Raw genomic sequence first — 26,441 nt, forward strand, 5'->3', positions numbered from 1 at the left:
AATCACCTTTGATTAAGCGGCACCGTTGCCACTTTGCGACTAGTAGATGGTGTCGTTCACAATAATGCTAACGATAACATTTTGCAAGTTCCTGCACGATTCACGGGGGCTTGAGCGGGTTGATAGAGTCGAATAGTGAGTTTAAGACGCGATTCGGCAGGCGGCACGTTGTTTGATGTGGCTCGTCTCGCAGGGGTATCCGCACAGACCGTTTCGAGGGTGGCGCGCGGAGAAGCGAACGTGGCGCAGCATACGCGCGAGAAAGTGCTTACAGCGATGGCAAGCGTTCAATATCGCCCCAATCGTGCCGCTCGCGCACTACGTACGGGTAGGTTCGGGGTGATCGGCCTGCTCACCCAGCACATCTGGCGCACAGGAGAGGCCTATACCTCCGACGGCGTGGTGGATGAAGCGGCGAAACTCGGATACTCAGTTTCTCTTGTGCAGGTACACAATCCCATGTCGGCTGATGTGCACCAGGCCGTAGCGCGGCTTTCCCAGCAAGAGATTGACGGTTTAGTGATTGTGCAGGCCGGGTTGGCCAGTAGCGAGCATTTGGCTTTGCCCGAAGGCTTGGCAGTGGCCAGTGCAGATTTAGGTTCTAACGCCTACCCGCTGGTGGTATCGGATCATCAGCAGGGAGTGCGTGCCGCAGTCCATCATCTGCTGGCGTTGGGCCACCCCACTGTCCATCACATCACGGGTGCGTCCGATTCTCGCTCGGCTCATCGCCGCCAGCGTTTGTGGGAAGACGCGCTGCGAGAGGCGGGTGCGCCGATTCCGGCCCCCATCCCCGGTGATTGGACCGCACATTCGGGCTACGAGGCGGGGATTCGTATTGCTGATCGGCGTGAGGTTAGTGCAGTCTTTGCCGCCAACGACGAGGTGGCACTCGGCCTGATCCGGGCGTTCACTGAGCGAGGTATTGGGGTGCCCGACGAGATCTCGGTAGTGGGGTATGACGGCATTGAGCTTGCAGAGTTCTCGGCGCCGCCGCTTACCACGGTACGTCAAGACTTCCACCGCGTGGGCACCGCCATGGTCCAACTGATCCATCAGCAACTTACGAGTGAGCTCACTACTTCGCAAGTTATCGTTCCCACCGAGCTCATCGTGCGGTCGAGCACCGGACCGTGGCGGCCGCGCGGTTAACTGGGCAAGCCAACTGACTAGCGCAAGCGCAATAGAAGTCAGTGAAGCAAATTCGGAGACCTTCGATTCTTGCTGTTGAGGTGATCAGTTCCTTTTCGGTTACGGTACGGCGCGAGTTGATTTGGCGGCAGTGGTATCATTTATGTCACATCGTAGTGTCTTGTTGGCTTAGGTGAGGTGGTGTCGGTGCGATTAGAGGTGATGGAGAATCGTGGCTTGCTCGTTGTCACTCTTGCTGTGCAACAGGCGCTCACTGTCATGAGCACGTCGTGGCACGCGAGATCCTTTATGCCGGACTACCTGCGCGGTGATTCGTTGGAGGGGCTTTATCCATTGGCGGCTGTAGCAATACTTGTGTGGGCTACGCTCCTTGTGGTTCAAATGAGACTCATGCCTTCAGATGTGACGCAAGCGCGGCGGGCAATCATGATTGTCTTGTGTGTTGCCGTGCTGAGCGCGGTCGTCGTCATCGTCAACTTTAGAAGCCTCTTTTTGCAGTACCCAGTCCTCTACATGGGCTCGTGGATGGTGCCCTTGATCGTGTTAACGGGCGGTCTGTATCCCCACAAGACCCACCATCCCCGAAAGGAAGGGAATCTTACATAAGAGGCTGCAGTCGTGAGTGCGGCGTACCGGTGGTGCATTTGCCCCGGTTGCCGGAGGGGCCTCGCTGTCTACTCTTGAATTGTTTGAGCGCTGGAGGCCACGGCCGACGACCCACAGGTGGCGACGCCTCCCGCAGGGAGTGATATCTCACCGAGGCGGGGCGATTCCTCATCGTTGGGCCGTGCTAGACTGGCTGAGCCGTTCGATCGGCCGCGGAGCGTCATCGCTTGGGAGAACATGCCCCAGGCTCCGCGCAACGAGTAGAAGGAGAATCGTATGGCTCTGTCCAAGGAGCGTAAGGACGACATCATTAAGGAATACGCGACTCACGAGGGCGATACCGGCTCTCCCGAAGTGCAGGTTGCCCTGCTTTCGGCTCGTATTTCCGAACTCACGGAGCACTTCCGCACCCACAAGCACGATCATCATTCGCGCCGCGGGCTGATGCTCCTCATCGGTAAGCGTAAGCGTCTTCTTTCTTACCTACAGAACGAAGACATCGAGCGTTACCGTTCGCTGATTAAGCGTCTCGGCCTGCGCCGCTAGACGCCCGATCGGCTCGCTCCCCACGGAGCGGGCCGATTGTTCGTATCACCCGCAGTTGGGCAATACGAATTGTAGAAGTACCTCCCGTCGGTCCTCGGTTGTGGTTGCCGCTTGGTTCAAGCGTTGATGACAATCGATGGCCGCGGGGCAGAAGAAAAGGAGATCCATGGAGGGTCCAGACGTTAAGTTCGCCGAAGCCGTTATCGATAACGGTCGTTTCGGCACCCGCACCATCCGTTTCGAGACCGGCCTGCTTGCCCGCCAGGCTGCCGGTTCCGCACTTGCCTACCTCGACGGCGAGACGACCGTCCTGTCCGCCACCGCCGTGTCTTCGCAGCCGAAGGAGCACTTTGACTTCTTCCCGCTGACCGTCGACGTCGAAGAGCGCCAGTACGCCGCCGGCCGTATTCCGGGTTCGTTCTTCCGTCGAGAGGGCCGCCCGTCGACCGATGCGATCCTGGCCTGCCGTCTTATCGACCGCCCACTGCGCCCGGCATTCGCCAAGGGCCTGCGCAACGAGGTTCAAATCGTTGCCACCGTCTTCACCATCCACCCGGATGACGCCTACGACGTCGTCGCGATGAACGCCGCGTCGATGTCCACCCAGATTTCCGGCCTACCCTTCTCGGGCCCGATCGGCGCCGTGCGCCTGGCTCTTATTGACGGCCAGTGGGTTGCCTTCCCGCGCTACTCGGAGCTGCCGGATGCCACCTTCATCATGGTGGTGGCGGGCCGCATCGTCGGCGATGACATCGCCGTCATGATGGTCGAGGCCGAGGCTGGCGACGAGGCGCTCGATAACGTGGCCAAGGGCGGCACGAAGCCGACCGAGACCTCGGTTGCCGAGGGACTTGAGGCCGCTAAGCCCTTCATCCGCACCCTGTGCGAGGCACAGCTTAAGCTTGCCGAGCAGGTGGAGAAGGAGCCGCTGGATCTTCCGCGCTACCTGCCCTATGAGGACGAGGAGTTCGAGGCGGTTGGACAGCAGATCAACGGCCGCTTCGAGGGTCTGTGGGGCATCGTGGACAAGCACGAGCGTGACGACGCGCTCAACGAGCTGACCCAGACCATCGTCTCCGAGCTGTCGGATCGCTTCGAGGACCGGGAGCAGGCTCTCGCCCTTGCCGTGAACCAGCACTGGAAGGAAGAGATGCGTCACCGCGTGCTCACCGAGGGTGTGCGCATGGATGGGCGCGCTCCGGCGCAGATCCGTACAATCACGGCCGAGGTGGAGGTTCTCCCGCGCGTTCATGGCTCGGCGCTCTTCCAGCGTGGCGAGACTCAGATCCTGGGCGTGACCACGCTCAACATGCTCAAGATGGAGCAGCAGCTGGACAACCTCTCGCCGATGACGGCCAAGCGCTACATGCATCACTACAACTTCCCGCCCTACTCGACGGGTGAGACGGGTCGCGTGGGCTCGCCCAAGCGTCGCGAGATTGGCCACGGAATGCTCGCCGAACGTGCTCTGGTCCCGGTTCTGCCCTCGCGTGAGGAGTTCCCTTACGCTATCCGCCAGGTTTCCGAGGCCCTCGGTTCCAATGGCTCGACGTCGATGGGGTCGGTTTGTGCCTCCACCCTCTCGCTTCTTAACGCTGGTGTGCCGCTCAAGGCGCCGGTCGCCGGCATCGCGATGGGCCTTATTTCCGGCGTCGTCGAGGGCGAGCAGCGCTACGTGGCTCTGACCGACATCCTCGGCGCAGAGGATGCCCTCGGTGATATGGACTTCAAGGTCGCCGGTACCCGCGACATGGTGACGGCACTTCAGCTCGACACCAAGCTCGACGGTATCCCGGCCGCAGTCCTCGCTCAGGCTCTGACTCAGGCGCACGAGGCCCGCCTCGCCATCCTCGACCTGATCGAGGAAGCGGCCCCGGGTCCGGACGAGATGGCAGAGACAGCCCCGCGCATCATCTCCATTAAGATCCCGGTGGACAAGATCGGTGAGGTCATCGGCCCGAAGGGCAAGATGATTAACCAGATCCAGGAAGATACTGGCGCTGAGATCTCGATTGAGGACGACGGCACTGTCTACATCGGCGCCAGCGATGGCCCGTCGGCCGAGGCCGCCCGCCAGACGATCAACGCGATCGCTAACCCGCAGATGCCGGAGATCGGTGAGCGTTTCGTCGGCACGGTCGTCAAGACGACGACGTTCGGCGCGTTCATCTCGCTCTCCCCGGGCAAGGACGGCCTCCTGCATATTTCGCAGGTCCGCCGACTCGTGGGTGGTAAGCGTATCGACGCTGTCGAGGACGTGCTCAACGTCGGTGACAAGGTTGAGGTCGAGCTCGCGGAGATCGATCCGCGTGGCAAGCTCTCGCTCCACGCCGTTCTGAGCGAAGAGCAGCTCGCCGCTGAGGCGGCGGCCAAGGACAACGGTAAGGATGAGGACGATCGTCCGCGCCGTCGTGGTCGCCGTGAGGATGGTGAGAAGCGCAGTGGCGAACGTCGTCGCCGTCGCACTCGCACCCGCGAAGAAAGTGACTCGGAGGAGTCCGCTGACGAGTAGTCGGTAAACGCGCGAGGGGGCCAGTCCGGATGGGCTGGCCCCTCCCGTTATCTCTCCTAGGTCTGAGAAGACTGGGAGTGCTCCGCAAACGCGGCCGAGACGAGGCCGAGCCACGCGGGGGCTGGTGTCCCACTGGGGTGGGTGTAGGCGTCGGTGCCTGGGGCCCAGTAGGTCCAGCGGCCATCCTGCACGAGTACAGTGGCATGGCTGAGGGCGGGATATTCCTCGCTTAGCACGCCGAAGAGTCGATAGATTGGTTCGTATTCGTCATCTCGGGGGACCTCGCGCTCGAGTAGACGATACATCGTTCCGCCGAAGTTGACATGAACCGTGAGGTAGTTGTGTACCTCGACGATAGCCACCTCGCCTTCTGGCAGGTCCACTTTGGGTGCGCGCAATCCTTCCGCCAAGACAGAACAGGCGCGGCGAGTGAAAGCGGCCCACGATCCATTAGGTTCGTCGATCCATCGACCGTCGCGGACTGAGTATTGACCGAGGAGCTGATCATGTGCCCAGGGCGCATGCAGGGCGGCGACGGATATATCGCCGTCGTCGTTTAAGCAGATGTCGGGTTCGAGGCGGCTGCCATTGACGCCGTCGAGCCGGCCCCAGACTTGGAAATAAAACAGGATGTCCGGGTCGAACCACTGGATGGATGTGCTTCCGTCAGTGAGCGTGGTGACGAGGGCTCCGGCGCGCGGCCGACCCTGCGGGGTCTGGGGAAGCGTGGGCCAGGGAATGAAATGTGGGTGCATACGCGGTCCTCAGTAGATACTTGCGTTACGAATTCTAAACCTGTAATCATTAGTTAACGATGCGACTCTCCTTCCAGAAGGGTCTATGAGCTTCCAGCCTGTACCATGTCTTCCGTAGTCCTTGGAAATCTTCCAAGCCTGGCCACGTGGTTCTCTCCACGCTGTTTCTCCTCGAACTTTTACTGAAAATGCGTTCCTGTTAATCTTGGTCCCGCCTGCTGCGAGAAGGCGTAAGGGTATTGAGCCTCCAGATGGTCCGTCGAGGCACATTTTCGAAATGCAGTTAAACGGTTTAATCTCATCTCGATCATTATTTGTGATCAGAGAGCTTAACACCGAAGACTCTGGCCCGTCCGGAGATATGGGAAGTATTGGTACAGCTGAACCAATACTCACAGATACTAAACCAACTAGAAAAGACACTCGAGTGAGGTTCATGAATTCTCATTTCGTAGGTAGATGGGTGATGTTGCAGTTATGAATAGTAGTTGTGGGCGCTCTCGAGTTAGTGGGTATGTATGAATATTGGGACTGATTATGTCGTCTCTGTCGTTCTTGCATGAAGGCTCCAGAGCATCCGGTTGCGACAGGTGGTGCGTTCGTGCCGGCAAAAGTAGGATGGACTTCCTTATGGCACTACAACTACCACTAGATTTTCCGGGCACTCTCGAGTTCGACGACGACGGGATCCCCACCAAGCGAACACTCCTGCCCAGCGGGATTCGCGTGCTCACCCAGCACGTGCCCGGCCAGCGTTCGGTGGCGCTGGGATTCTTGGTCGGGGTGGGCTCGCGCGACGAGGCGCAGGGAGCGGAAGGCTCGACACACTTCCTCGAGCACCTGCTCTTCAAGGGCACCCACACCCGCACGGCGGCCGAGATCTCGGCGCTCGGAGATGCACTCGGCGGCACGATGAACGCCGCCACTGCGCGCCTGTACACCTGTTATTACGGCCACGTCTTCGCCGGCGACCTGCCTGAGCTTGTGTCGCTGCTCGTGGACATGTTCTGCAACTCTCGGCTCGACCGGGGCGACATGGAGCTCGAGCGTGGGGTTATCCTCGAGGAGCTCGCCGCCGCCGACGACGACGTGTCGGAGGTCGCCTCCGACGCGATCCTCAAGCTCGTGATGGGCTCCCATCCGTTGGCGCGACCAATCGGCGGCACGTTCGAGACGGTGGCGGCGCTCGACCACGATCACTTACTCAAGCACTACCAGTCGAACTATCACGCGGGTGAGCTCGTCGTGACGGCGGCGGGGGAGGTTGACCATGACTCCCTCATCGACCTCCTCGTCAAGGAGCTGGCGGGCGTCGGGTGGGACCTGGCCGACCGGGCACCGGGGCCGAGGCGACGCGGGCAGGACGTGGCCTATACCGCCGGAGGCGAGGGATTCGCGGAGCGCCCCGGGCGGCAGGCCTCCGTCGTGGTCGGATATCCCGGGCTTGCGCTCCTGGACGAGCGGGAGGAGACCCTCACCGCGCTCGAGACCATCCTGGGCGGGGGACAATCCTCGCGACTCTTCCAGGAGGTGCGCGAGCGGCGCGGCCTGGCCTACTCCACCTATGCCTGGCAGGCTGGCTACCTCGAGGGTGGCCTTGTGGCGATGGAAGCCCTGTGCTCGCCCGCCCACACCCGGGCGGTGGCGGAGATTATGACCGACTGCCTACATGACATCGCGGAGAACGGGGTAAGCGAGCGAGAGGTCGACATCGCCTTCCGTCAGCGTCGGGCAAGGCTTGTTTTCTCTTCTGAAAGCAACCCGTTTAGGCGCTCGCGGCTGGGCGCATCCGAGCTGGTCGGGCGCCTGCGCTCACTTGAGGAGGTGTTCGCGGCTGCGCGGGCAGTGACGGGGGAGCAGATCCAGGAACTTGCCGGCGAGATTGCCCGCTCGCCGAGATCGCTCATGATTGTCGGAGCGGCGTCTTAGACTTGGGGCATGGGAGGAAAGATGAAGGTTGCAGTAGTCGGCGCCGCAGGGCGCATGGGAAGTTCAGTGTGTGAGGCGGTTCTGGGAGCCGACCTCGAACTCGTGGCGCGACTGGACGCGGGCGATCCGATCACGGCGGAGTCGCTGGCGGGTGCGGACGTCGTCGTCGAGTTCACGGTGCCGAGTGCGACGGACGCGAACGTGCACGCCATCCTCGACGCGGGCTCACACGTCGTCATCGGCACCACGGGGTGGACGCCGGAGCGGCTGGAGGCGGTGCGCGAACACGCCCTGCGCGTGGGCAAGAATGCGATCATCGCTCCGAACTACGCGCTGTCGGCGGTTTTAGCTATGTCATTTGCGGAGAAGGCGGCGGCGATGTTCGAGTCGGTGGAGGTCATCGAGCTCCACCACCCGGACAAGGTCGATGCGCCCTCTGGCACGGCCACCACGAGCGCGCAGCGTATCGGGGCGGCGCGCAGGGCAGCGGGGCTGGTGAGCCCGGATGCCACGCAATCCGATCCGCTTGGCACGCGCGGTGGTCAGATCGATGGGGTTCATGTTCACGCCGTCCGCCTGCGCGGCCTGTACGCGCACGAGGAAATCCTGCTGGGCAACCCGGGCGAACAGCTGACGATCCGCCAGGATTCATTCGGGCGGGAGTCCTTCATGCCGGGCGTGCTACTTGCCGTGCGGGAGGTGGGCAAGCGCCCGGGGCTCACCTATGGACTTGAACCACTTCTGGATCTATGAACTACGGCGGACTGGAACGATTCGTCGATTCCGGCTCTTTGGCGCGTGGCCTGCTCTATGCCCTTGACTCCAAATCGGCCATCAACGTTGCGACGGATCAAAAGATTGAGGCGGTCTCGGCCGGGTCGAACGGGGAGATCTACACGGAGTGGATCGACTACGAACGTGAGGGCGGCGAGTTCGTCTACTTCTCCGGCAATTGCACCTGTCCGGTGGGATACAACTGCAAGCACTGCGTGAGTGCCACACTGATGGCGCTGGACCTCCTGCCGGCGTCGCTCATGCGGGCCTCGCAGCTCCCGCCTCGCACCGATGCGAACTCGGGCTGGCGCAGGACGCTTACCCACATGCTCGGCCTCGGGGCGACGGGTGAAGAGCCCATCGCGCTCGGTTTCAGCTTCACGGCGCCGCGACCGCCCATGGCAGGAATCCCCGCCTGGAAGCAGCAAGCCCACGGCCGGCTCGAACTCGACGCGATGCGCAAGGGCAAGCGCGGAACCTGGATCAAGACGGGTATTTCGCTTGTCAACCTGCGCCAAGGCATCGGTCAGGAATTCGACTCGCGCCAGCTGCGGGCGGTGCGCGATTTCCTCACCGCCTGCGAGCTCAATTCGGGTGGGCTGTTTAGGATACGCGATCCATTGTCGATGCTGATGGTTAACTCGCCAATCCTCGGGCACTACCTCAAGGGGTGCATCGATGCCGGGGTGGAGCTCATCGATGCGGTGGCGAAGAAGCCGATCGTGATCGAATCTGAGCCGGCAGTGCCGGCCATCGAGCTCGTGAACACGGGTGAGTTCATCGACGTCGTGGCGGAGCTTAAGCATCCGAGCGATCCGCACAACTACCTGCTCGTCGGCAAACCGAACCAGCTGGTCTTCTGGGACGATGGCAGGCTCCACATGGCCTTCCTCGAGCCGGTCGCGAGCGAGGAATGGACCTACCTGCGCCCGAGGGAAGTCCGTGTCCCCGCCTCCGAGCAGGAGGATTTCGAGCGTGACTTCCTTCCGGCGCTACGCTCGACCGGCAAGCTCGACACGATCGGATACGAGCTGCCGGCGCCGCCTCAACCGTCCCTGCGCCTCACGCTCACATCGACGGGCGAGCAGTTCCCGGTGGTGAGCGCGAACTGGGAATGGATCTACTCCGACGAGCGCGGCCACGTGAGCGGCAGCTACCCACTGTGGAGCCCGCCGGCCGGCGGTCGAAACATGGAGGCCGAGCAGGAGATCCGGCGCCAGGCGAGCGACGTGGTGGAGCGGGTGTGCCCGGCGATGATGGTCGGCGGGCGGCTGGGCTGGATCAAGCTCCAGGGAGAGAACCTGCTCTCCCTGGGAGACCTGACGCGGGAGCTGACCGCGATCGGCGTGGACGTTGTCCAGCAGACCCCGGCCTTCCGCCGCGCCGAGGATGTCCAGGTGGACGTGGACGTGGAGGAGTCGCGTGACTGGCTGGACCTGAAGATGCGAGTGATCGTAGACGGGCAGCCGGTGGAGCTACACGAACTGCTCAGCGCGCTGACGCTGGGGAAGAAGTTCACCTTTGTGGGCGGCTCGTATGTGGATCTGGGCAGCCCGGATCTGGCCAAGTTGAAGGGCCTGATCGAGGAGGCGCGTCTGCTCGGGGACGGGCGTCGCTCCGAGCTACGGGTACCGAAGATTCGCCAGTCCTGGTGGCAGGACCTGCTGGACCTGGGGATCGTCAAGGCCGCGGAGAACCGCTGGCTGGAGGCTGTGCGCAACGCCCCAGACCCCGAGCCGGCGACAGTCCCGGCCACGCTGAACGCCACGCTGCGTTCCTACCAGGAGGTCGGATTTAGCTGGCTGAGTCATCTACGCGACGCCGGGCTCGGCGGCGTGCTCGCCGACGACATGGGATTGGGCAAGACCGTCCAGATCTTGTCCATGATCCTCCGGGACCGCGAGCGCAACCCCGGCTCGCCGTGGCTGGTGGTGGCACCCACCTCGGTGGTGGCTAACTGGGTGAGCGAGGCGGCACGCTTCGTGCCGTCGCTGAAGGTGGTCGGAATCGAGGCGACGGAACGCATCCGCGGCACAAGCCTGGCGCAGGAAACGAAGGGGGCGGACGTCGTCGTCACCTCCTACACGCTGATGCGCTTGGAGGCGGACGACTACCGCAGCCTTGGGGTGACGGGGCTGGTGTTGGACGAGGCGCAGAATGTAAAGAACGCCAGGTCGAAGGGGTTTGCTGCCGCCGCGAGCCTCGGGGCGGCCACCGTCTTCGCCGTGACGGGCACGCCGATCGAGAACAACCTCGGGGAGCTGTGGGCGATGTTTGCGCTGACGGCACCCGGCCTGCTCGGTTCAGCGGAGAAGTTTAACGACGCCTTTCGTAAACCGATTGAGAAGGCGGCCTCGAGCGCTACGGGAGGCGGCGAGGAGCTCATGTCCACACTCCGGCGCCGGATTGGCCCGTTCCTTTTGCGGCGCACGAAGCAGTCCGTCAGCCTCGACCTGCCGCCCAAGCAGGAGCAGGTGCTACGTGTGGAGCTTAAGGGCGCCCACCGGCGCATGTATGACGTGCAGCTCGAAAAGGAACGCCAGCGGGTGCTCGGGCTCTCGGAGGAGGACCGGATCGAGATCCTGTCCTCCCTCACGCGACTACGCCAACTGGCGATCGATCCGCGGCTTGCGGACGAGGATTCGACGGCGCCGGCATCGAAGCTGGACGAACTGCTTGCGCTGGTCGAGAACCTGGTGGCCGAACAGCATTCGGCGCTCGTCTTTTCGCAGTTCACCCGCTTCCTGAAGCTGGTGGCCGAGCGGCTGGATGAGGCCGGAATCCGCTACCTCTACCTGGACGGTTCTACGCGCGGCAGGCCGGCCCTCATCAAGCGCTTCGCGGCGGGGGAGGCGCCGGTCTTCCTCATATCGCTGAAGGCTGGCGGGACAGGGCTGAACCTGACGATGGCGGACTATGCGATCCTCACCGACCCGTGGTGGAACCCGGCGGCCGAGCAGCAGGCCGTGGATCGGGCGCATCGCATCGGGCAGACCCGTCCGGTTCATGTCTACCGGCTGGTGTCCAAGGGCACGATCGAGGAGAAGGTCGTGGCCCTCCAGGATCAAAAGCGCCGCCTGCTGGGAGTGCTCAGTGAGGACGGCGGGGCTTCCGGCAAGCTCTCCGCGGCCGAACTGCGGGCGCTGCTCGACTAACACCTAGGGTCGCGGGCGGGCAACGTGGCCGCGTGCCGGCATGCTGGTTTAGCCCTCCCGGTCGAGGGTGGTCCACCACAGGTGCTCGCGGATTTCTTCCCCGTCCACCTCGGCATGGCGGCGGAGCGGGCGTGGCGCGAAGCCGGATGCATCCAGCAAATGGGTGAACTGGTCGTGGCCAGCGATCGCCCACGTGTGAAGTTCTGTGGCGTCGGCGCAGATGTCGGTGATGGCGGCGAGCAGGCGGGCGTCGTGACCGGCGCCGCCCACGCGCAGCGGCACGCAGAAGCTCGTGATCTCGTAGGCTACGCGTGGCTGGCCCGTGGCGGCGTCGAGCCCGGATTCGTCGTCGCCGCTGAGGATGACGGCGGGGGAGGGGGCGACTGCGGCGAAGCCCTCCACCACGTCGCCTGCCACGGCCACGAGTACGTGGTGGCGCTCGGAGGGAAGGTTTTCGATGGTGGCTCGCCACGCGGCGGCGAGTGAGCCGACCTCGAGCTGGGCGCCGACGACGGTGCTCGCCCGGTGTTCGAGACCGGCGGAGATAGCCTCCAGCATGGCCTCGCGCTGAACCTGGGCGATGGCCAGCGCGTCGGAGGGGCGGGCGGGGCGTACGGATTTGACAACGTTCACCACGCCATTGTGTCAGGGAAACGTCCAGATGACGAAAGATGAACCCGAAAGGGGAAGCGGCGTATAGGGTAGTGCCATGAGTACTCCTTCGCGTTCCTTTGGTTCAGTCTCCGTCGCCATGGTCACGCCGTTTAACCCGGACGGCTCAATCGACATCGACGGCGCGTGCAAGGTGGCCCGCAAGCTCGTCGATGACGGGTGCGACGCCCTCGTCCTGTCCGGTACCACCGGCGAATCGCCCACCACCCACCAGCCGGAGAAGAACGAGCTCGTGCGTCAGGTCAAGGCCGCCGTCGAGGGCCGAGCAATGATCGTGGCGGGAGCAGGCTCGAACGACACCGCCCACGCCGTGCGTATCGCGAAGGGTGCGCAAGACTCGGGCGCCGACGGCCTGCTCGTCGTCGCGCCCTACTACAACCGTCCCTCCCAGGAGGGCGTCTACCAGCACATCGTTGCGGTGGCCGATTCCACCGACCTGCCCGTCATGGTCTACGACATCCCCGGCCGCACCGGCGTGGCGATCTCGGACGCCACCCTCGACCGGCTCGCCAAGCACCCGCAGATCAAGGCGGTCAAGGACGCTACCGGCAACGTGGCCCAGGGTTTTGATCGCATCAATCGCACGGGGCTCGAATACTACTCGGGTGACGACTCGCTCAACTTCGCCTGGCTGGCCCACGGCGCCTCCGGCGTTGTGTCGGTGGCCGGCCATCTCATCGCCTCCGGGTTGCGCGCGCTCGTCACCGAAGTCGACGCCGGGGATCTACCCGCCGCGCGGGCCGAGTTCGCCAAGCAGGCCACGATCATCGACGCGATCATGGGCGGGGGACAGGGCGCCGTCATGGCCAAGGAGGCCCTGAAGATGGTCGGCGTCATCGACTCGGCCACCGTCCGACTGCCGCTCGTGGGCGCATCCGAGGCTGAGCTGGCCAAGCTGCGCGTTGCGCTACGCGCCGAAGGCCTGGTCGAGTAGCACCGCGCCAGCGCAGGCTAGGCTCAAACGTGCGATAATGGTTGGGTGAGTAAAACTAAGCTTCCCCCATCCATCAAGAACGGCACCCTCCGTATCGTCCCGCTCGGCGGAATCGGCGAGATTGGGCGCAACATGACGGTCTTCGAGATCGACGGGCGCATGATCGTGGTCGACTGCGGCGTGCTCTTCCCCGAAGAATCCCAGCCTGGCGTTGACCTCATTCTGCCGGATTTTGACTACATCAAGGATCGCCTCCACCAGATCGACGCGATCATCCTCACCCACGGGCACGAAGACCACATCGGTGGCGTTCCCTACCTGCTTAGGCTCCGCGAAGACATCCCGATTATCGGCTCCCAGCTGACGATCGCCCTGGTCGAGGCCAAGCTCGCCGAGCACCGCATCAAGCCCTACACGCACGTCGTCGAAGAGGGCGACATCGAAAACCTCGGCAACTTCGAGTGCGAGTTCATCGCGGTCAACCACTCCATCCCTGACGCGCTGGCCGTGTTCATCCGCACGAATGCCGGAACCGTCCTGCACACGGGCGACTTCAAGATGGATCAGCTGCCCCTCGACGGGCGCATCACCGACCTGCGCTCCTTCGCCCGCGTGGGCGAGGAGGGCGTGGACCTGTTCATGTGCGATTCCACCAACGCCGAGGTCCCCGGCTTCGTAGCCTCGGAGGCGAACATCGGCCCGGTCATCGAGTCCGTTTTCGCCCAGGCCCACGGCAAGATCGTGGTGGCCTCCTTCTCCTCGCACGTCCACCGCGTCCAGCAAGTCCTGGATGCGGCCTACAAGTTCGAGCGCAAGGTGTGCTTCGTGGGTCGCTCGATGGTGCGCAACATGACTATCGCCGAGGAGCTGGGATACCTCTCCGTCCCTGAAGACACGCTCATTGACCTGAAGAACGCCGACTCGTTGCCCGACGACGAGATCGTCTACATGTCCACGGGCTCCCAAGGTGAGCCGATGGCCGTGCTCTCGCGCATCGTCGCCGGTAGCCACAAGTCCATCACGGTCGGTCCTGGAGACACGGTCATCTTCGCCTCCTCGCTCATCCCCGGCAACGAAAACTCCGTCTTCCGGCTCATCAACGGCCTGACCAAGCTGGGCGCCAAGGTGGTCCACCAAGGCAACGCCAAAGTGCACGTCTCCGGGCACGCCGCAGAGGGCGAGCTACTGTACTGCTACAACATCCTCGAGCCCGAATACGCCATGCCGGTCCACGGCGAAGTGCGCCACCTCGTGGCCAACGGCGCCATCGCGGTCAAGACGGGCGTGCCGGCCGAGAACGTTATCCTGGCCGAGGACGGCTCGGTCATCGACATGGTCGACGGCCACTGCTCGATCGTCGGTGAGGTGCCCTGCGGGTATGTCTACGTGGACGGATCCTCCGTGGGCGAGATCGGCGAGGCCGAGCTCACCGACCGGCGCACGCTGGGCGAGGAGGGCTTTATCGCGATCTTCGCCGTCATCGACGCTCAGGAGCGGAAGGTGCTCACAGGCCCGCACATCCAGGCCCGCGGCATGGCCGAGGACGACTCCGTCTTCGAAGAGATCCTGCCTGACGTGCGCACGGCTCTCGACCAGGCAATCGCGAACGAGTCCGCCAACACCTACCAGATGCAACAGGCAATGCGGCGCGTCGTGGGACGGTGGGTGGCTCGCAAGCTGCGCCGCAAGCCAATGATCATCCCCACCATCATCGAAGCCTAGTTGACGCGGTTCTCCACCGGCTCGGCCTTCTCCAAGTGGGCGATCTGCCGGTGGAGAAGCGCCTCCAGGCGCGGCCACAGCGCGTCCGCATACCCACCCAGGTGCGGGGTGAAGAAGACATTCGGATGCGTGTAGAGCGGGTGACCCTCCGGTAGCGGCTCGGGATTAACGACGTCGAACGCGATCCTCAACCGGTCTGCATGGCGCACGAGCGCGTCGGTGTCCGCCACCGACCCGCGCGCCATGTTCACCAGCAGTGCCCCATCCTTCATCTTCGACAGGAACGCATCGCCGACCATGTTGTTCGTCGACGCCGCACCGGGGACGATCACGATGACAATATCCATCTCGGGCAGGAGGCCGGGCAGATCCTCGGGGCCGTAAATTGTTCCGCGTTCGTCTTCGCGATGCCTCGACGCCGCCCGATACAGGTCGACCTCGAAGGGCTCAAGGCGCGTCGCGATCGCCTTACCCACCCCGCCGTAGCCAATGAGGAGTACCTTCTTGTCGGCGAGCCCCGGGGCGAAGAAGAGATCCCACTTACCGGCCTCCCGGGAGTGAACGGCCCGCTGAAGTTGGCGCTGCATGACGAGCAGGAGGCCGAGGGTCAGCTCGGCGGTGGCGGTCTCGTGAACCGTGGCGGCATTCGCGAGCGGGATGGCACCGACGTGGCCGATGATCTGGTCGAAGCCGATCGACGTCGTCTGGATCAGCGAGGCGTCCACGCCCTCCAGGAAGCGGTAGTCGGGCTTATAGGTGACGAACGGGGTGATGACCATGTCGATGTGACGCTGGGGCGCGGGGCTCTTGATATCCCACTCGATAATCTCTACCTCGCCGGCGTAGCTCTCGAGGAGGGGACGCAGGTCAGGTTGGGGGATGCTCACAGAAATACTCATGGGCCGAGTCTAATGAATCGGCCATCCGTGGATGGCAACAAGTCACATTTGGGCCACGTGTGCGCGTGCCTGTGGTCGCATCCGGGGCCCGGCCGTTAGGCTCAAACTGAATCTTGCACGAAAGAGGAGACATGGCTCGGACGAACAAGTCTGCCAATTCACACAAACCCAAGGTTGGCGAGGAAGACACCACGCCGCGCGGATATGAAGGCTTGGCCTTCATCATGCTCGCGCTGGCGATCATCGTGGCGCTGCGCGAGTGGTTCTCCCTGTCCGGCCTGCTGGGCGCTGTCATCCATCACGCCACGGCTGGCGTGGTCGGGGCGCTGTCGATCTTCGTCCCGGTCATGCTGATTGGCGTCGCGGTGAAGCTGTTCCGCCGCTCGGTGGGCAACACGAACCGCCGCTTCGTCGTCGGGATGACCCTGCTGACCCTGTCGATCACCGGCATCTTGCACGTGGCGATGGGCCAGCCGGCCATCTCCGCCGGATTCGAGGGCCTTGAGGCCGCCGGCGGCATTGTCGGCCTCGTCTCCGGGGGACTGCTCGCTCTGCTTGTGTCGGTGTGGGGAGCCATCCCGCTCCTGGTGCTCCTCGGCGTGTACGCCATGCTGTTCTCGGCCAACACCTCGGTACGCGACATCGTCGACTGGGTCAGGGCTCGCCGGGCCGCACGCAGGGAGGAAGCTGCCGACGAGGCCCCCACCGTCGCCATGTCCGAGCCCGTGCGCTCGCGGGTGCGCCGGGGAAAGAAGGCGCCGGCCGAGCCCGCCGAGATCGAGCCGACGAAGGTCGCCACCGTCCAGCCCGAACCGGCAAGCGGCGCCGGCTCCGACGACGCCGCCCAGGCCACCGAGCGCTCCGAGCAGGCGGAGCCCGCACGCCCCGTTCGCAAGCCGATCGTGAGGAAGGCCCCGAAGCCTGAACCGCTGCCGCCTCGCGTCGAGCAACTCGAGCTGTCCTCGAACATCACCTACACTCTGCCGCCCGCCGACCTGCTGGTTGAGGGCCCTCCGGGCGTCGAGCGGTCGGAGGCCAATGAGCACGTCGTCGAGGTTCTCACCCGCGTCTTCAACGAGTTCTCCGTCGACGCCGAGGTGGTCGGTTTCTCGCGCGGCCCGACGGTCACCCAGTATGAGGTTGAGCTTGGCCCGGGCGTCAAGGTCGACCGCATCACCTCGCTGTCGAAGAACATCGCCTACGCGGTGGCCTCGGCCGACGTGCGCATCCTTTCGCCGATCCCCGGAAAGTCGGCTATCGGCATCGAGGTCCCCAACACCGACCGCGAGACCGTCATGGTTGGCGACGTGCTACGTAGCTCGGCGGCCCGCAAGCAGAATCACCCGCTCGTCGTTGCCATGGGTAAGAGCGTGGGTGGGCAGTTCGTCGTCGCGAACCTTGCCAAGATGCCCCACCTGCTGGTCGCGGGCGCCACCGGAGCCGGCAAGTCCTCGTTCATCAATTCGATGATCACCTCCATCATGATGCGCGCCACCCCCGAGGAGGTGCGCATGATCCTCGTCGATCCCAAGCGCGTGGAGCTGACCATCTACGCCGGCATCCCACACCTGATCACGCCGATCATCACCAACCCCAAGAAGGCTGCCGAGGCCCTCGAATGGGTGGTGCGTGAGATGGACCAGCGCTACGACGACCTGTCTCACTACGGCTTCAAGCACATCGACGACTTCAACGACGCCGTCCGCTCGGGCAGGGTCACCGCCACGCCGGGCTCGGAGCGAAAGCTGCAGCCATACCCCTACCTGCTCGTGGTGGTCGACGAGTTGGCCGACATGATGATGGTGGCCCCGCGTGACGTGGAGGCATCTATCCAGCGCATCACCCAGCTCGCGCGCGCCGCGGGCATCCACTTGGTGCTCGCCACGCAGCGCCCGTCGGTGGACGTGGTCACGGGTCTGATCAAGGCCAACATTCCCTCACGCCTGGCCTTCATGACCTCCTCCCTGGCCGACTCGCGTGTCATCCTCGACTCCTCGGGCGCCGAGAAGCTTATCGGTATGGGAGACGCCCTCTTCATGCCCTCGGGGGCCTCGAAGCCGATGCGCGTGCAGGGTGCGTGGGTGACGGAGGACGAGATCGCGGCGGTGGTGGGGCACGTCAAGGCGCAGATGCAGCCCGTCTACCGCGAGGACGTGATCCCGAAGGCCGAAAAGCGCGTCATCGACGAGGACATCGGAGACGACCTCGACATCCTTTTGCAGGCCGCCGAGCTGGTGGTCACCACCCAATTCGGCTCAACCTCCATGCTCCAGCGCAAGCTGCGTATCGGTTTCGCCAAGGCGGGGCGCATGATGGACCTGCTCGAAGCACGCGAGGTGGTCGGCCCCTCTGAGGGATCGAAGGCCCGCGAGGTGCTTGCCACCCCTGAGCAGCTGCCCACGGTGCTGGCAATGATCCGAGGCGAGGACGTCTCGCTGCGCGAGCCGGCACAGGGGGAGGACCGCTACGCTGACGCCGACTTCGGCGACGCGGACGTGGCACGCGAACCCGATGCCGAATCGCGTCCCTACGCCCACGGCAACGCCGGCGCGGGCGTGGACCTGGACGAGGGAGACGGCGAGGACATCGCCCCGACGGAGCGCACGGTGGTTTTGGACAACGACCGCTACGCCACCGATCCGCTCGCCTACGAGCCGCAGGAGGACGAACCCGACGAGGATGCCTGGCAGCTCACCGGACGCGACTGACGCTCATCTTCCGCACTACTCGCGCGAGTTCGTGACGGTGGCCCCGGTGACCTGCGGCGGGTCGGTCCGCTCAGGTCCGGAGGACTCCATGACGGGGTAAGTCACCTCGGCACGCGCGGCGATCTCCTGCTGCGACAGCCGTAGATCCTTGGGATACTCGCCCTCCGTCAGGGGCCGGAGCGGGCGCAGCTTCTCGCCGGCTAACCGGTCCTGGGTCACCGCCATCCAGTCGACGTCGACGACGCCCGCCCCGTCGTCGTTGGCCTCGATCGTGGCGGTAGTGAGCAGGCCCGTCGTCACGCGATAGCCGTGGTTCTCCACCGTCTGACCCGAGACCTGGTTGCCCATCGAGTAGACCACCCACATGCCGTTACCCCGTGGGCCACCAGGAAGCTTGGCGAGCGGCTCGGGGACGTGAGAGTGGTTTCCGAAGATGAGGTCGACCTCGCCGGAGTCGGCGAGCAGTGTGGCGATGTCGACCTGTTCGTCGATCGGCTCCGAGACGTATTCGGTTCCCCAATGCATGGACACGACGACGATGTCGGCGCCGAGCTCCCGCGCCCGCTTCGCGTCCTCCACGATGGTCTGTACGGGCGAGCCGAGGGAGCCGACCACGTTCCACGAATAGGGGTGATCGGCCGGGATCGGGATGCCGTTGGTCAGCGTGGTGGCGGCGATGTGGGCGATCTTGACGGTGTGGTGGCGTCCCTGCACGGTGTAGAACTGGATCTGCCCCGCCTCCTCCTCGGTGCGCGCAGCTCCGGCCCAGCCGAGCCCGGCGTCCGTGAGTGCCTCGATCGTGGTCTCGACCCCGCCGAAGCCCCGATCCATCGTGTGGTTCGTGGCGAACGCGCAGCCGTCGTAGCCGACGTCGGCGAGCGACTTAGCCAGGTCGTGCGGCGCGCCGAAGTTGGGATAGTTGGAGGGCATCTGATCGGCGCCGATGATGGGGATCTCAAGTGCGCAGATGGCCACGTCCGCATTCGCGATGTAGTCCCTGATCGGCTCGTAATACGGGGTGTAGTCGTAGGTTTGCCCACCGATGCGGGCTGCCTCGTTGACCGATAGGTGCAACAGGATGTCCCCGCTTGAGCTGACGGTGAAGCGCTCCGGCTCGGCCGTCGGGGTTGGCGTCGGTGTCGGGGTCGGCGTTGCCGAGGGCGCGGGGGTCGGAGTCGGCGTGGACGGCGCGGTGCTGGCTGCGCCGCAGGCGGCAAGGGCGAATGTGAGCGCAACCGCGAAAAGTGAGATGGGCTTGTTCAACGCAACCTCCAGCGAGCGTCATTCGGGAAACATGGACATGATCTACAGTAGAGGAGTGGGAGAAAAAGCTCAGGTACCTTTGGTCAATATCGCAAATGCGCTGACGGTGCTCCGGCTTGTGCTGGTGCCTGTCTTCATTTGGGCGTTTTCCGACCCCACGCCGCAGCGTAGCTGGCTGGCCTGGGCGATCTTTGCGCTGGCGGCCTTCACCGACAAGCTTGACGGGCACCTCGCCCGAAGCCGCGGCCTGATCACGAACTTCGGTAAACTCGCCGACTCGATCGCGGACAAGTTCCTCATCATTTCCGCCCTGGCCATGCTCTCGGCGCACGGGATCTTGTGGTGGTGGGTGACGATCGTGTTTATCGTGCGCGAGGTTGGCATCACGGTCATGCGCATGGTCGTGGTGAAGAAGAAGGTGATGGCAGCAGGACGCGGCGGCAAGATCAAGATGATGGCCCAGTCGATCGGGGCGGGCATGCTCATCATCCCGTGGCACTCCTTCCTGGCCTCGGGGCCGGCTACCGCGGTGATGTGGCTGGCCTACGCGCTGATTGCAGTGGCGCTGGTCTTCGCCCTGACATCGGCGGCGGACTACATGCGGGAGGCGCGGCGCATTGTCCACGACTGACGCCTTCACACGGCTCCCAGCCCTCCTCGGCTCGCTGACGGAGCGGGGCGAGACTATCGCCGTCGCCGAATCCCTGACGGGGGGACGCGTGGCCTCCGCCATCGTCTCGGTGCCGGGCGCGTCGGCGTGCTTCCGCGGCGGCGTCGTGGCCTACGCCACCCAGGCGAAGGCCGTGATCCTCGGGGTCAGCCCGCGGCGGCTGGAGGAGACGGGGCCGGTGGACGGCGTCGTCGCCGAACAGATGGCCGCGGGCGTGGCGAAGCTGTTCGACGCCGATTACGGCGTGGCGACCACGGGGGTCGCCGGGCCGGGAAGCGCTGACGGGCACGAGGCCGGTACTGTCTGGATCGGGATCCACACGCCGCGGGGCGCGACGTCGGCGCAATTCCACTTCCCGGGCAACCGTGACCAGGTGCGAAATGCGGCCGTGTCCGCCGCTTTGGGGCTTATCGAAAACACATGCGAAAAGTAAAGGGAACTCCAACGAGCCTCTCAGGGAACTTCCAGCTTCACGTGGGAATATATTCTCACGAAGCGAAGTTAGCCATAGGTGAAGAGGCTACTAGCAGAATGAGAGTAGACATGATGAATGAAGCCACCCGCACCGAGACCGTCCTGTTCCGCCGTGAACTCGGAGACGTTCTGCGGGATTATCGCCAGCGTCAGGGGCGCACCCTGCGCGAGGTGTCGTCCGGCGCGCGAGTCTCCCTCGGTTACCTGTCGGAAGTTGAGCGCGGGCAGAAGGAGGCATCCTCGGAGCTGCTGCACTCGATTTGCCGCGCACTGAACGTCCCGATGAGCCACGTGCTACGCCTCGTCGCCGATCGTATCGACGTGGCGGAGGGGCGCACCCCTCCGATGATGCGCAAGATCCAGGCGGCGCGCGCTGCCGGCGTGCGCATCCCGGACACCGCCGAGGCTCTCCTCGCCGGTGAACTCGCCCACACCCGATGAAGCATAGCGAATTCTGGGAGGCTGTCGACCGGGCGTTCCCCGATGGACGCGGTCTGGCACTCGCACAGGATCTGGTGCTGCCCGAGCTGGGGTCGCGGTCGGCGGTGGAGGCGATCGCGGACATGGATCCGCAAGAGGTCTGGCACGCCTTGCGCGTGGCGATGGATCTTCCGGATTCCTGCGAGTATCTGCATCGGAAAAGCAAATAGCCACTAAAGAGGGGCGGACCTGCGGGTTCGCCCCTCTTTAGTTGCGCCCGGAGCGGCGGGAGGCTTGGCGGGCAAGTAGCGGGTGGTGGTGCGCGACACGCGGGTCGGCTTGTCATATCGAACGCATGTTCGGCTAAAGTTATCCACGGCAACGCTTTGCGCGCATGAAGCTCCAGTTTTGGCTCATGCGTCAAGAGAATGTCGGAGGTCGGGCATATCGTTGCTGGTATGGCGCTCGGAGAGGGCGTACACCGAAAATGACCTGCTCTATCCGCCGGCCGTGACGGCCCCAATACGTGAGGAAACAGATGGCAAAGAAAGAAACAGCCGACCGCGAGAAGGCACTCGAGACCGCGCTCGGACAGATCGATCGTCAGTTTGGTAAGGGATCGGCGATGCGTCTCGGGGATGCTCCGAACGTGCGCGTGAAGGTGATCCCCACCGGATCCCTAGCCCTTGATATCGCTCTAGGCATCGGCGGACTCCCGCGCGGGCGCATCGTCGAGATCTACGGCCCGGAGTCCTCGGGCAAGACCACCGTGGCACTACATGCCGTGGCCTCCGCCCAGGCGGCCGGCGGCATCGCGGCTTTCATCGACGCCGAGCACGCGCTTGATCCGGAATACGCCAAGAAGCTCGGCGTGGACACGGACGCGCTCATCGTCTCCCAGCCCGACACGGGCGAGCAGGCGCTCGAGATCGCGGACATGCTCATCCGCTCTGGCGCACTGGACATCATCGTGGTCGATTCCGTGGCGGCGCTCGTTCCCAAGGCGGAGATTGAAGGCGACATGGGCGATTCTCACGTCGGCCTCCAGGCCCGCCTCATGTCCCAGGCGCTGCGCAAACTTACCGGAGCGCTGTCCGCCTCGGGCACCACAGCCATCTTCATCAACCAGCTGCGTGAGAAGATTGGCGTCTTCTACGGCAATCCTGAGACCACCACGGGCGGGCGGGCCCTCAAGTTCTACTCCTCGGTGCGCCTCGATGTGCGTCGCATCGAAACGCTGAAGGAAGGCTCCACGCCGGTGGGTAACCGCACCCGCGTCAAAGTCGTGAAAAACAAGATGGCCCCGCCCTTCAAGCAGGCGGAGTTTGACATCCTCTACGGCCAGGGCATCTCGAAGGAGGGCGGCATTATCGACATGGCGGCCGACTCCGGGGTGATCCGCAAGTCCGGCTCGTGGTACACCTACGAAGGCGACCAACTCGGCCAGGGCAAGGAGAAGGTCCGCCAGTTCCTGAAGGACAACCCGGAGATTGCCGACGAGATCGAGCACAAGGTCAAGGCTCAGCTCGGTATCGGCGAGTTTGCGCAGTCCCAGGAGGAGGAGCCGGCCGAGGGCGAGGAGTAGTGGTCGACTACTCGGACAATCCCCGCCCGCGCGGGCGGGGCGACTACGCGAAGCGCCGGGCCGCGCGGGCGGCGGCCCGCAGTGAGGAGGAATGGCACACCTACGCCCGCAACCTCTGCTACCGGCTGCTCGGGGCGCAGGAGCGCTCCGCCCACCAGCTACGCGAAGCGATGGCGCGCAACCTCGTCCCCGATGAGATCGCGCAGGCCACCCTTCAGGCTTTCCTGGAGGCCAACCTCGTGAACGACGAGCGCTTCGCGGAGATGTACGTGCGCTCGAAGTTCACGGGCAAGGTCACCACCAGGCGGGTCCTCACCCAGGAATTGCGCGCCAAGGGCGTGGAGGGGGAGGAGGCGGAGCGGGCGCTTGCCCAGATCTCCGAAGACGACGAGCTGGAGGCCGCCGTCGCCTTTGCGGTGAAGAAGGCGGCGGCGATGGCGGGCCTGGAGGAGGACAAGAAGCGTCGGCGCATCTATGGCGCGCTCGGCCGGCGTGGCTTCTCCCCAGAGCACATTCGCCGGGCCATCGAGGCGGCACTGGACTAGGTGCGCCATCTCGCAGGCCTGAGCGATGGGAGCGCGGCCGTTTGCGATTAGACTGGCGTCGATGACTGAACAGAAGACTTACGCGGTGCGCACCCTCGGGTGCCAGATGAATGTCCACGATTCCGAACGCCTCGCCGGCCTGCTCGACGCGGCCGGCTACGTTCCCGTGTCCGAGGTACCCGAGAAGGCGGCGCGCGCCACCGACGCCGGGGATGAAGGCGCTGACGTGCTGGTGATCAACACCTGCTCGGTGCGTGAGAACGCCGCGAACAGACTGTTCGGCAACCTCGGCCAGCTGGCGGCTGTCAAGCGCGAGCGCCCACAGATGCAGATCGCCGTGGGCGGTTGCCTCGCCCAACAGTTGCGTGGAGGAATTGTGGAGAAGGCGCCGTGGGTCGACGTCGTGCTCGGCACCCACAACCTTGACGTGCTACCGGCGCTCCTCGAACGCGCCCGGCACAACCGGGAGGCCGCCGTGGAGATTGAGGAATCGCTCAAGGTCTTTCCCTCCACGCTACCCACTCATCGGGAGTCGGCCTATGCCGCCTGGGTCTCCATCTCCGTGGGGTGCAACAACACCTGCACGTTCTGCATCGTGCCGCACCTGCGCGGCAAAGAGCGTGACCGGCGACCGGGCGAGATCCTCTCCGAGGTCGAGGCGGTTGTTGCGCAGGGCGCCATCGAAGTGACACTCCTCGGCCAGAACGTCAACTCCTACGGTGTGGGTTTTGGCGATCGCGGCGCGTTCGCCAAACTCCTGCGTGCCACGGGCGAGATCGAGGGCCTGGAACGCGTGCGCTTCACCTCGCCGCACCCGGCAGCGTTCACCGACGACGTCATCGACGCAATGGCGCAAACGCCCAACGTCATGCCCTCGCTACACATGCCCCTCCAGTCCGGGTCGGACCGGATCCTGCGGGCCATGCGCCGCTCCTACCGTTCCGAGCGCTTCCTCGGCATTCTCGATCGGGTGCGGGCCCAGATTCCGCACGCCGCCATCACCACCGACATCATCGTGGGCTTCCCAGGCGAGACGGAGGAGGACTTCCAGGCCACCCTTGACGTCGTCGAGGCCTCCCGCTTCACCTCCGCCTTCACCTTCATCTACTCGCCGCGCCCCGGCACACCGGCCGCCGACATGGCCGACCAGGTGCCCGAGGACGTGGCCAAGGACCGGCTCAACCGGCTCCTGGCCCTCCAGGAGCGTATCAGCGCCGAAGATGCGAAGAGCCTCGAGGGCACCACCGTCGAGGTCCTCATCTCCGAGGGGGCGGGCCGCAAGGACGGCGTCACCGAACGCGTGACCGGCCGCGCCGAGGACAACCGGCTCGTCCATGTCGCCCTGCCGGAGAACCTGCCCGATGCCGAGCGCCCGCGGCCGGGGGACTGCGTGCGTGCCACGATCACCCACGGGGCTCCCCACCACCTGCTCGCAGATTCGGCGCTGACGGGCTCCACGTTCTCTATTCGCCGCACGCGCGCCGGGGACGCCTGGGAGCGCGGGGCCAAGCGCCGCGCCCAGCTGGCGCAGGAGGCGGCGGGCCTTGCGCCCGTCGGGCTTGGCCTTCCGACCATCCGCCCGCGCTCGTGATCGTCGCGGTTGTGGGGCCGACGGCGTCCGGCAAGAGCGCGCTTTCGCTCGAGCTGGCCGAGCTACTCGGCGGCCCCGACCGAGTGGAGATCATCTCGGCTGACGCCATGCAGCTTTACCGCGGCATGGACATCGGCACGGCAAAGCTTGCCCTCGCCGAGCGCCGCGGCATCGCACACCACCAGCTCGACGTTCTCGACGTGGCCGACGTGGCCTCCGTGGCCGCCTACCAGCGCCAAGCGCGCCACGACCTCGAGGCTATTCGGGACCGGGGAAAGATTCCCATCGTGGTGGGCGGCTCGGGTCTGTACGTCTCCGGCCTCCTCGATGAGCTTGACTTTCCGGGCACCGACCCCGCCATCCGCGCCGAACTCGAGCACATTCACGCCGAGCGCGGCCTGGACCCGCTCGTCGAGGAGCTGCGACGGCGCGACCCCGCTAGCGCCGCGACCATCAATCTGCTCAACCCACGCCGCGTCATCCGCGCCCTCGAGGTGGCGCGCATGACGGGCGGGTCCTACACGCCCGTCTTCCCGCGCCACACGAGCCACTACGACGACGTCGTCATGCTCGGGGTGCGACGCGAGCGGCAGGTGCTCAACGACGCGATCGGGCAGCGGGCGGCGGCCATGTTTGCCGGCGGTCTCCTGGAGGAGACTCGCGGCCTTCTCGAACGCGGTTTGCGTGACGGACAAACGGCCCGCAAGGCGACGGGCTACGCGGAGGCGATCGCCGTCATCGACGGGAAGATGGGCGTAAGTGAGGCGATCGAGTCGGTCGCCAAGGCCACCCGTCGCCTGGCAAAGAAACAACGCACCTGGTTCGGGCGCGACCCTCGTATCGCGTGGGTCGACGTCGACGGCGACGTGCACGATGCGGCGGGCCGCGCTTACGACGCGATTGCCGGGCGCACCTCGAGCACCCGGTAGCCCTTCTGCGAGCCGAGCTTCGAGGCCGGGAAGCCCTGGCCGGTCAGCCACGCGGCGAGGGAATCCGCACCAAGGTTGCGCTGGACCACCAGGTAGGCCACCCCGGCGGGGTTCAGGCGCGAGAGCCACGTGCTCAGCAGCCCGTGGAGAGCCTCCTTGCCGATCCGGATAGGCGGGTTCGACCACAGCAGGTCGACGCCTGCGACGTCGGCGTCGTCGACGCCCTCGGCAACGCGGACGTTGGAAAGCCCCGCGTCCGCCGCATTCTTCGCGGTGAGGAGGCGTGCCCGCTCGTTGACGTCGACGCCGACCACCGTCGCGTCGGGGTAGGCGCGGGCGAGCGCGAGAGTGAGCGGGCCCCAACCGCAGCCGAGATCGACCACGTTGGATCCGCGGGCGAGCTCGGGCAGGGGCGCCTTATGCAGCAGCACGGCGGTGCCCTTGTCGAGGCCCTGTGGCGAAAAGATCCCCGCAGTGGTGCTCACGCGATAGTCTTCACCCAAAAGGCGCACGTCGATCTGACGCACCGAAGAATCAGAGGTGGGATGGGAAGAAAAATAGTGCTCGCTCACGGCCCTACGATACCGCGACCGGAGCGCG

General features: G+C 64.8%; 23 protein-coding genes. 18 read left to right on the forward strand and 5 right to left on the reverse strand.

What is annotated here, in order from left to right:
• The first annotated feature begins 135 nt into the window (after positions 1 to 135).
• The 4 genes from J2S45_RS04205 (at position 136) to J2S45_RS04220 (ending at position 4,816) form a co-directional block, all read left to right on the forward strand.
• Positions 136 to 1,152, forward strand: coding sequence for a LacI family DNA-binding transcriptional regulator (locus J2S45_RS04205; protein WP_296931656.1), 1,017 nt, complete (start codon positions 136 to 138; stop codon positions 1,150 to 1,152).
• 186 nt (positions 1,153 to 1,338) lie between these two features.
• The gene (locus J2S45_RS04210) at positions 1,339 to 1,758 is read left to right on the forward strand and encodes a hypothetical protein (RefSeq protein ID WP_296931658.1); all 420 of its coding nucleotides are present in this window, start codon (positions 1,339 to 1,341) and stop codon (positions 1,756 to 1,758) included.
• A 276-nt stretch (positions 1,759 to 2,034) separates the two neighbouring features.
• Positions 2,035 to 2,304, forward strand: coding sequence for a 30S ribosomal protein S15 (rpsO, locus tag J2S45_RS04215; protein WP_270974213.1), 270 nt, complete (start codon positions 2,035 to 2,037; stop codon positions 2,302 to 2,304).
• A gap of 166 nt (positions 2,305 to 2,470) precedes the next feature.
• A complete protein-coding gene (locus J2S45_RS04220; protein WP_270974215.1) occupies positions 2,471 to 4,816 on the forward strand; it encodes a polyribonucleotide nucleotidyltransferase in 2,346 nt (781 codons plus the stop codon).
• A 56-nt stretch (positions 4,817 to 4,872) separates the two neighbouring features.
• On the opposite strand, the gene J2S45_RS04225 is transcribed toward J2S45_RS04220, so the two are convergent.
• Positions 4,873 to 5,571 carry a hypothetical protein gene (locus tag J2S45_RS04225; protein ID WP_307634640.1) on the reverse strand — a complete coding sequence of 233 codons (699 nt, stop codon included), beginning with the start codon at positions 5,569 to 5,571 and terminating at the stop codon, positions 4,873 to 4,875.
• A gap of 630 nt (positions 5,572 to 6,201) precedes the next feature.
• On the opposite strand from J2S45_RS04225, the gene J2S45_RS04230 reads away from it, so the two are divergent.
• From J2S45_RS04230 to J2S45_RS04240, 3 genes are read left to right on the forward strand one after another with little or no spacing between them, the layout of a single operon-like run.
• The gene (locus tag J2S45_RS04230; RefSeq protein ID WP_270974216.1) at positions 6,202 to 7,500 is read left to right on the forward strand and encodes a M16 family metallopeptidase; all 1,299 of its coding nucleotides are present in this window, start codon (positions 6,202 to 6,204) and stop codon (positions 7,498 to 7,500) included.
• A gap of 9 nt (positions 7,501 to 7,509) precedes the next feature.
• A complete protein-coding gene (dapB, locus tag J2S45_RS04235) occupies positions 7,510 to 8,253 on the forward strand; it encodes a 4-hydroxy-tetrahydrodipicolinate reductase (RefSeq protein WP_307634641.1) in 744 nt (247 codons plus the stop codon).
• Positions 8,250 to 11,429, forward strand: a complete 3,180-nt coding sequence (locus tag J2S45_RS04240; protein WP_307634642.1) for a DEAD/DEAH box helicase — start codon at positions 8,250 to 8,252, stop codon at positions 11,427 to 11,429. Before dapB ends, J2S45_RS04240 begins: the two co-directional genes overlap by 4 nt.
• 48 nt (positions 11,430 to 11,477) lie before the next feature.
• On the opposite strand, the gene J2S45_RS04245 is transcribed toward J2S45_RS04240, so the two are convergent.
• Positions 11,478 to 12,062 (reverse strand): GNAT family N-acetyltransferase, encoded by a 585-nt coding sequence (locus J2S45_RS04245; protein ID WP_296931092.1) that lies wholly within the window; start codon positions 12,060 to 12,062, stop codon positions 11,478 to 11,480.
• Between the two features lie 76 nt (positions 12,063 to 12,138).
• On the opposite strand from J2S45_RS04245, the gene dapA reads away from it, so the two are divergent.
• Positions 12,139 to 13,035 carry a 4-hydroxy-tetrahydrodipicolinate synthase gene (gene dapA, locus J2S45_RS04250; protein WP_296931091.1) on the forward strand — a complete coding sequence of 299 codons (897 nt, stop codon included), beginning with the start codon at positions 12,139 to 12,141 and terminating at the stop codon, positions 13,033 to 13,035.
• 45 nt (positions 13,036 to 13,080) lie between these two features.
• A complete protein-coding gene (locus J2S45_RS04255; protein ID WP_296931090.1) occupies positions 13,081 to 14,757 on the forward strand; it encodes a ribonuclease J in 1,677 nt (558 codons plus the stop codon).
• Here J2S45_RS04255 and J2S45_RS04260 read toward each other — a convergent pair.
• Positions 14,754 to 15,656 carry an NAD(P)-dependent oxidoreductase gene (locus tag J2S45_RS04260; protein WP_296931088.1) on the reverse strand — a complete coding sequence of 301 codons (903 nt, stop codon included), beginning with the start codon at positions 15,654 to 15,656 and terminating at the stop codon, positions 14,754 to 14,756. The two genes, J2S45_RS04255 and J2S45_RS04260, sit on opposite strands and share 4 nt — an antisense overlap.
• A 131-nt stretch (positions 15,657 to 15,787) precedes the next feature.
• Here J2S45_RS04260 and J2S45_RS04265 point away from each other — a divergent pair, with 131 nt between their 5' ends.
• Entirely contained in the window at positions 15,788 to 18,364 is a 2,577-nt protein-coding gene (locus J2S45_RS04265) for an FtsK/SpoIIIE family DNA translocase (RefSeq protein ID WP_307634643.1), read from the forward strand.
• A 15-nt stretch (positions 18,365 to 18,379) separates the two neighbouring features.
• Here J2S45_RS04265 and J2S45_RS04270 read toward each other — a convergent pair whose 3' ends face one another.
• Positions 18,380 to 19,438 (reverse strand): CapA family protein, encoded by a 1,059-nt coding sequence (locus J2S45_RS04270; protein WP_307634644.1) that lies wholly within the window; start codon positions 19,436 to 19,438, stop codon positions 18,380 to 18,382.
• Positions 19,439 to 19,442: 4 nt separating this feature from the next.
• Here J2S45_RS04270 and pgsA point away from each other — a divergent pair, with 4 nt between their 5' ends.
• From pgsA to miaA, 8 genes are all read left to right on the forward strand, one after another.
• Positions 19,443 to 20,258: a CDP-diacylglycerol--glycerol-3-phosphate 3-phosphatidyltransferase gene (gene pgsA / locus J2S45_RS04275; RefSeq protein WP_307634645.1), complete on the forward strand. Its 816-nt coding sequence runs from the start codon at positions 19,443 to 19,445 to the stop codon at positions 20,256 to 20,258.
• Positions 20,245 to 20,730, forward strand: coding sequence for a CinA family protein (locus tag J2S45_RS04280; RefSeq protein WP_270974233.1), 486 nt, complete (start codon positions 20,245 to 20,247; stop codon positions 20,728 to 20,730). The genes pgsA and J2S45_RS04280 overlap by 14 nt, the downstream gene beginning before the upstream one ends.
• Positions 20,731 to 20,840: 110 nt before the next feature.
• The gene (locus tag J2S45_RS04285; RefSeq protein WP_270974235.1) at positions 20,841 to 21,212 is read left to right on the forward strand and encodes a helix-turn-helix domain-containing protein; all 372 of its coding nucleotides are present in this window, start codon (positions 20,841 to 20,843) and stop codon (positions 21,210 to 21,212) included.
• Positions 21,209 to 21,421 carry a DUF3046 domain-containing protein gene (locus J2S45_RS04290; RefSeq protein ID WP_270974237.1) on the forward strand — a complete coding sequence of 71 codons (213 nt, stop codon included), beginning with the start codon at positions 21,209 to 21,211 and terminating at the stop codon, positions 21,419 to 21,421. The genes J2S45_RS04285 and J2S45_RS04290 overlap by 4 nt, the downstream gene beginning before the upstream one ends.
• A gap of 308 nt (positions 21,422 to 21,729) precedes the next feature.
• Positions 21,730 to 22,776, forward strand: a complete 1,047-nt coding sequence (gene recA / locus J2S45_RS04295; RefSeq protein WP_270974239.1) for a recombinase RecA — start codon at positions 21,730 to 21,732, stop codon at positions 22,774 to 22,776.
• Positions 22,776 to 23,321 (forward strand): regulatory protein RecX, encoded by a 546-nt coding sequence (locus J2S45_RS04300; protein ID WP_270974240.1) that lies wholly within the window; start codon positions 22,776 to 22,778, stop codon positions 23,319 to 23,321. The genes recA and J2S45_RS04300 overlap by 1 nt, the downstream gene beginning before the upstream one ends.
• Positions 23,322 to 23,382: 61 nt before the next feature.
• The gene (gene miaB, locus J2S45_RS04305; protein WP_307634646.1) at positions 23,383 to 24,912 is read left to right on the forward strand and encodes a tRNA (N6-isopentenyl adenosine(37)-C2)-methylthiotransferase MiaB; all 1,530 of its coding nucleotides are present in this window, start codon (positions 23,383 to 23,385) and stop codon (positions 24,910 to 24,912) included.
• Positions 24,909 to 25,841 carry a tRNA (adenosine(37)-N6)-dimethylallyltransferase MiaA gene (gene miaA, locus J2S45_RS04310; RefSeq protein WP_307634647.1) on the forward strand — a complete coding sequence of 311 codons (933 nt, stop codon included), beginning with the start codon at positions 24,909 to 24,911 and terminating at the stop codon, positions 25,839 to 25,841. The genes miaB and miaA overlap by 4 nt, the downstream gene beginning before the upstream one ends.
• On the opposite strand, the gene J2S45_RS04315 is transcribed toward miaA, so the two are convergent.
• Positions 25,802 to 26,413, reverse strand: a complete 612-nt coding sequence (locus J2S45_RS04315) for a class I SAM-dependent methyltransferase (protein ID WP_270974244.1) — start codon at positions 26,411 to 26,413, stop codon at positions 25,802 to 25,804. The two genes, miaA and J2S45_RS04315, sit on opposite strands and share 40 nt — an antisense overlap.
• Between the last annotated feature and the right edge of the window lie 28 nt (positions 26,414 to 26,441).

Origin of the sequence: Trueperella abortisuis (genome assembly GCF_030811095.1) — a bacterium.
Classification (GTDB): Bacteria; Actinomycetota; Actinomycetes; order Actinomycetales; family Actinomycetaceae; genus Trueperella; species Trueperella abortisuis.

Bases quoted from the DNA above. Each gene is read 5' to 3' on its own strand.
- dapB (WP_307634641.1), top strand. From the start codon at position 7,510: ATGGGAGGAAAGATGAAGGTTGCAGTAGTCGGCGCCGCAGGGCGCATG.
- J2S45_RS04260 (WP_296931088.1), bottom strand. From the start codon at position 15,656: ATGAGTATTTCTGTGAGCATCCCCCAACCTGACCTGCGTCCCCTCCTC.
- J2S45_RS04240 (WP_307634642.1), top strand. From the start codon at position 8,250: ATGAACTACGGCGGACTGGAACGATTCGTCGATTCCGGCTCTTTGGCG.
- miaB (WP_307634646.1), top strand. From the start codon at position 23,383: ATGACTGAACAGAAGACTTACGCGGTGCGCACCCTCGGGTGCCAGATG.
- J2S45_RS04230 (WP_270974216.1), top strand. From the start codon at position 6,202: ATGGCACTACAACTACCACTAGATTTTCCGGGCACTCTCGAGTTCGAC.
- recA (WP_270974239.1), top strand. From the start codon at position 21,730: ATGGCAAAGAAAGAAACAGCCGACCGCGAGAAGGCACTCGAGACCGCG.
- dapA (WP_296931091.1), top strand. From the start codon at position 12,139: ATGAGTACTCCTTCGCGTTCCTTTGGTTCAGTCTCCGTCGCCATGGTC.
- J2S45_RS04225 (WP_307634640.1), bottom strand. From the start codon at position 5,571: ATGCACCCACATTTCATTCCCTGGCCCACGCTTCCCCAGACCCCGCAG.
- J2S45_RS04220 (WP_270974215.1), top strand. From the start codon at position 2,471: ATGGAGGGTCCAGACGTTAAGTTCGCCGAAGCCGTTATCGATAACGGT.
- pgsA (WP_307634645.1), top strand. From the start codon at position 19,443: ATGTCCCCGCTTGAGCTGACGGTGAAGCGCTCCGGCTCGGCCGTCGGG.
- J2S45_RS04265 (WP_307634643.1), top strand. From the start codon at position 15,788: ATGGCTCGGACGAACAAGTCTGCCAATTCACACAAACCCAAGGTTGGC.
- J2S45_RS04290 (WP_270974237.1), top strand. From the start codon at position 21,209: ATGAAGCATAGCGAATTCTGGGAGGCTGTCGACCGGGCGTTCCCCGAT.
- rpsO (WP_270974213.1), top strand. From the start codon at position 2,035: ATGGCTCTGTCCAAGGAGCGTAAGGACGACATCATTAAGGAATACGCG.
- J2S45_RS04285 (WP_270974235.1), top strand. From the start codon at position 20,841: ATGATGAATGAAGCCACCCGCACCGAGACCGTCCTGTTCCGCCGTGAA.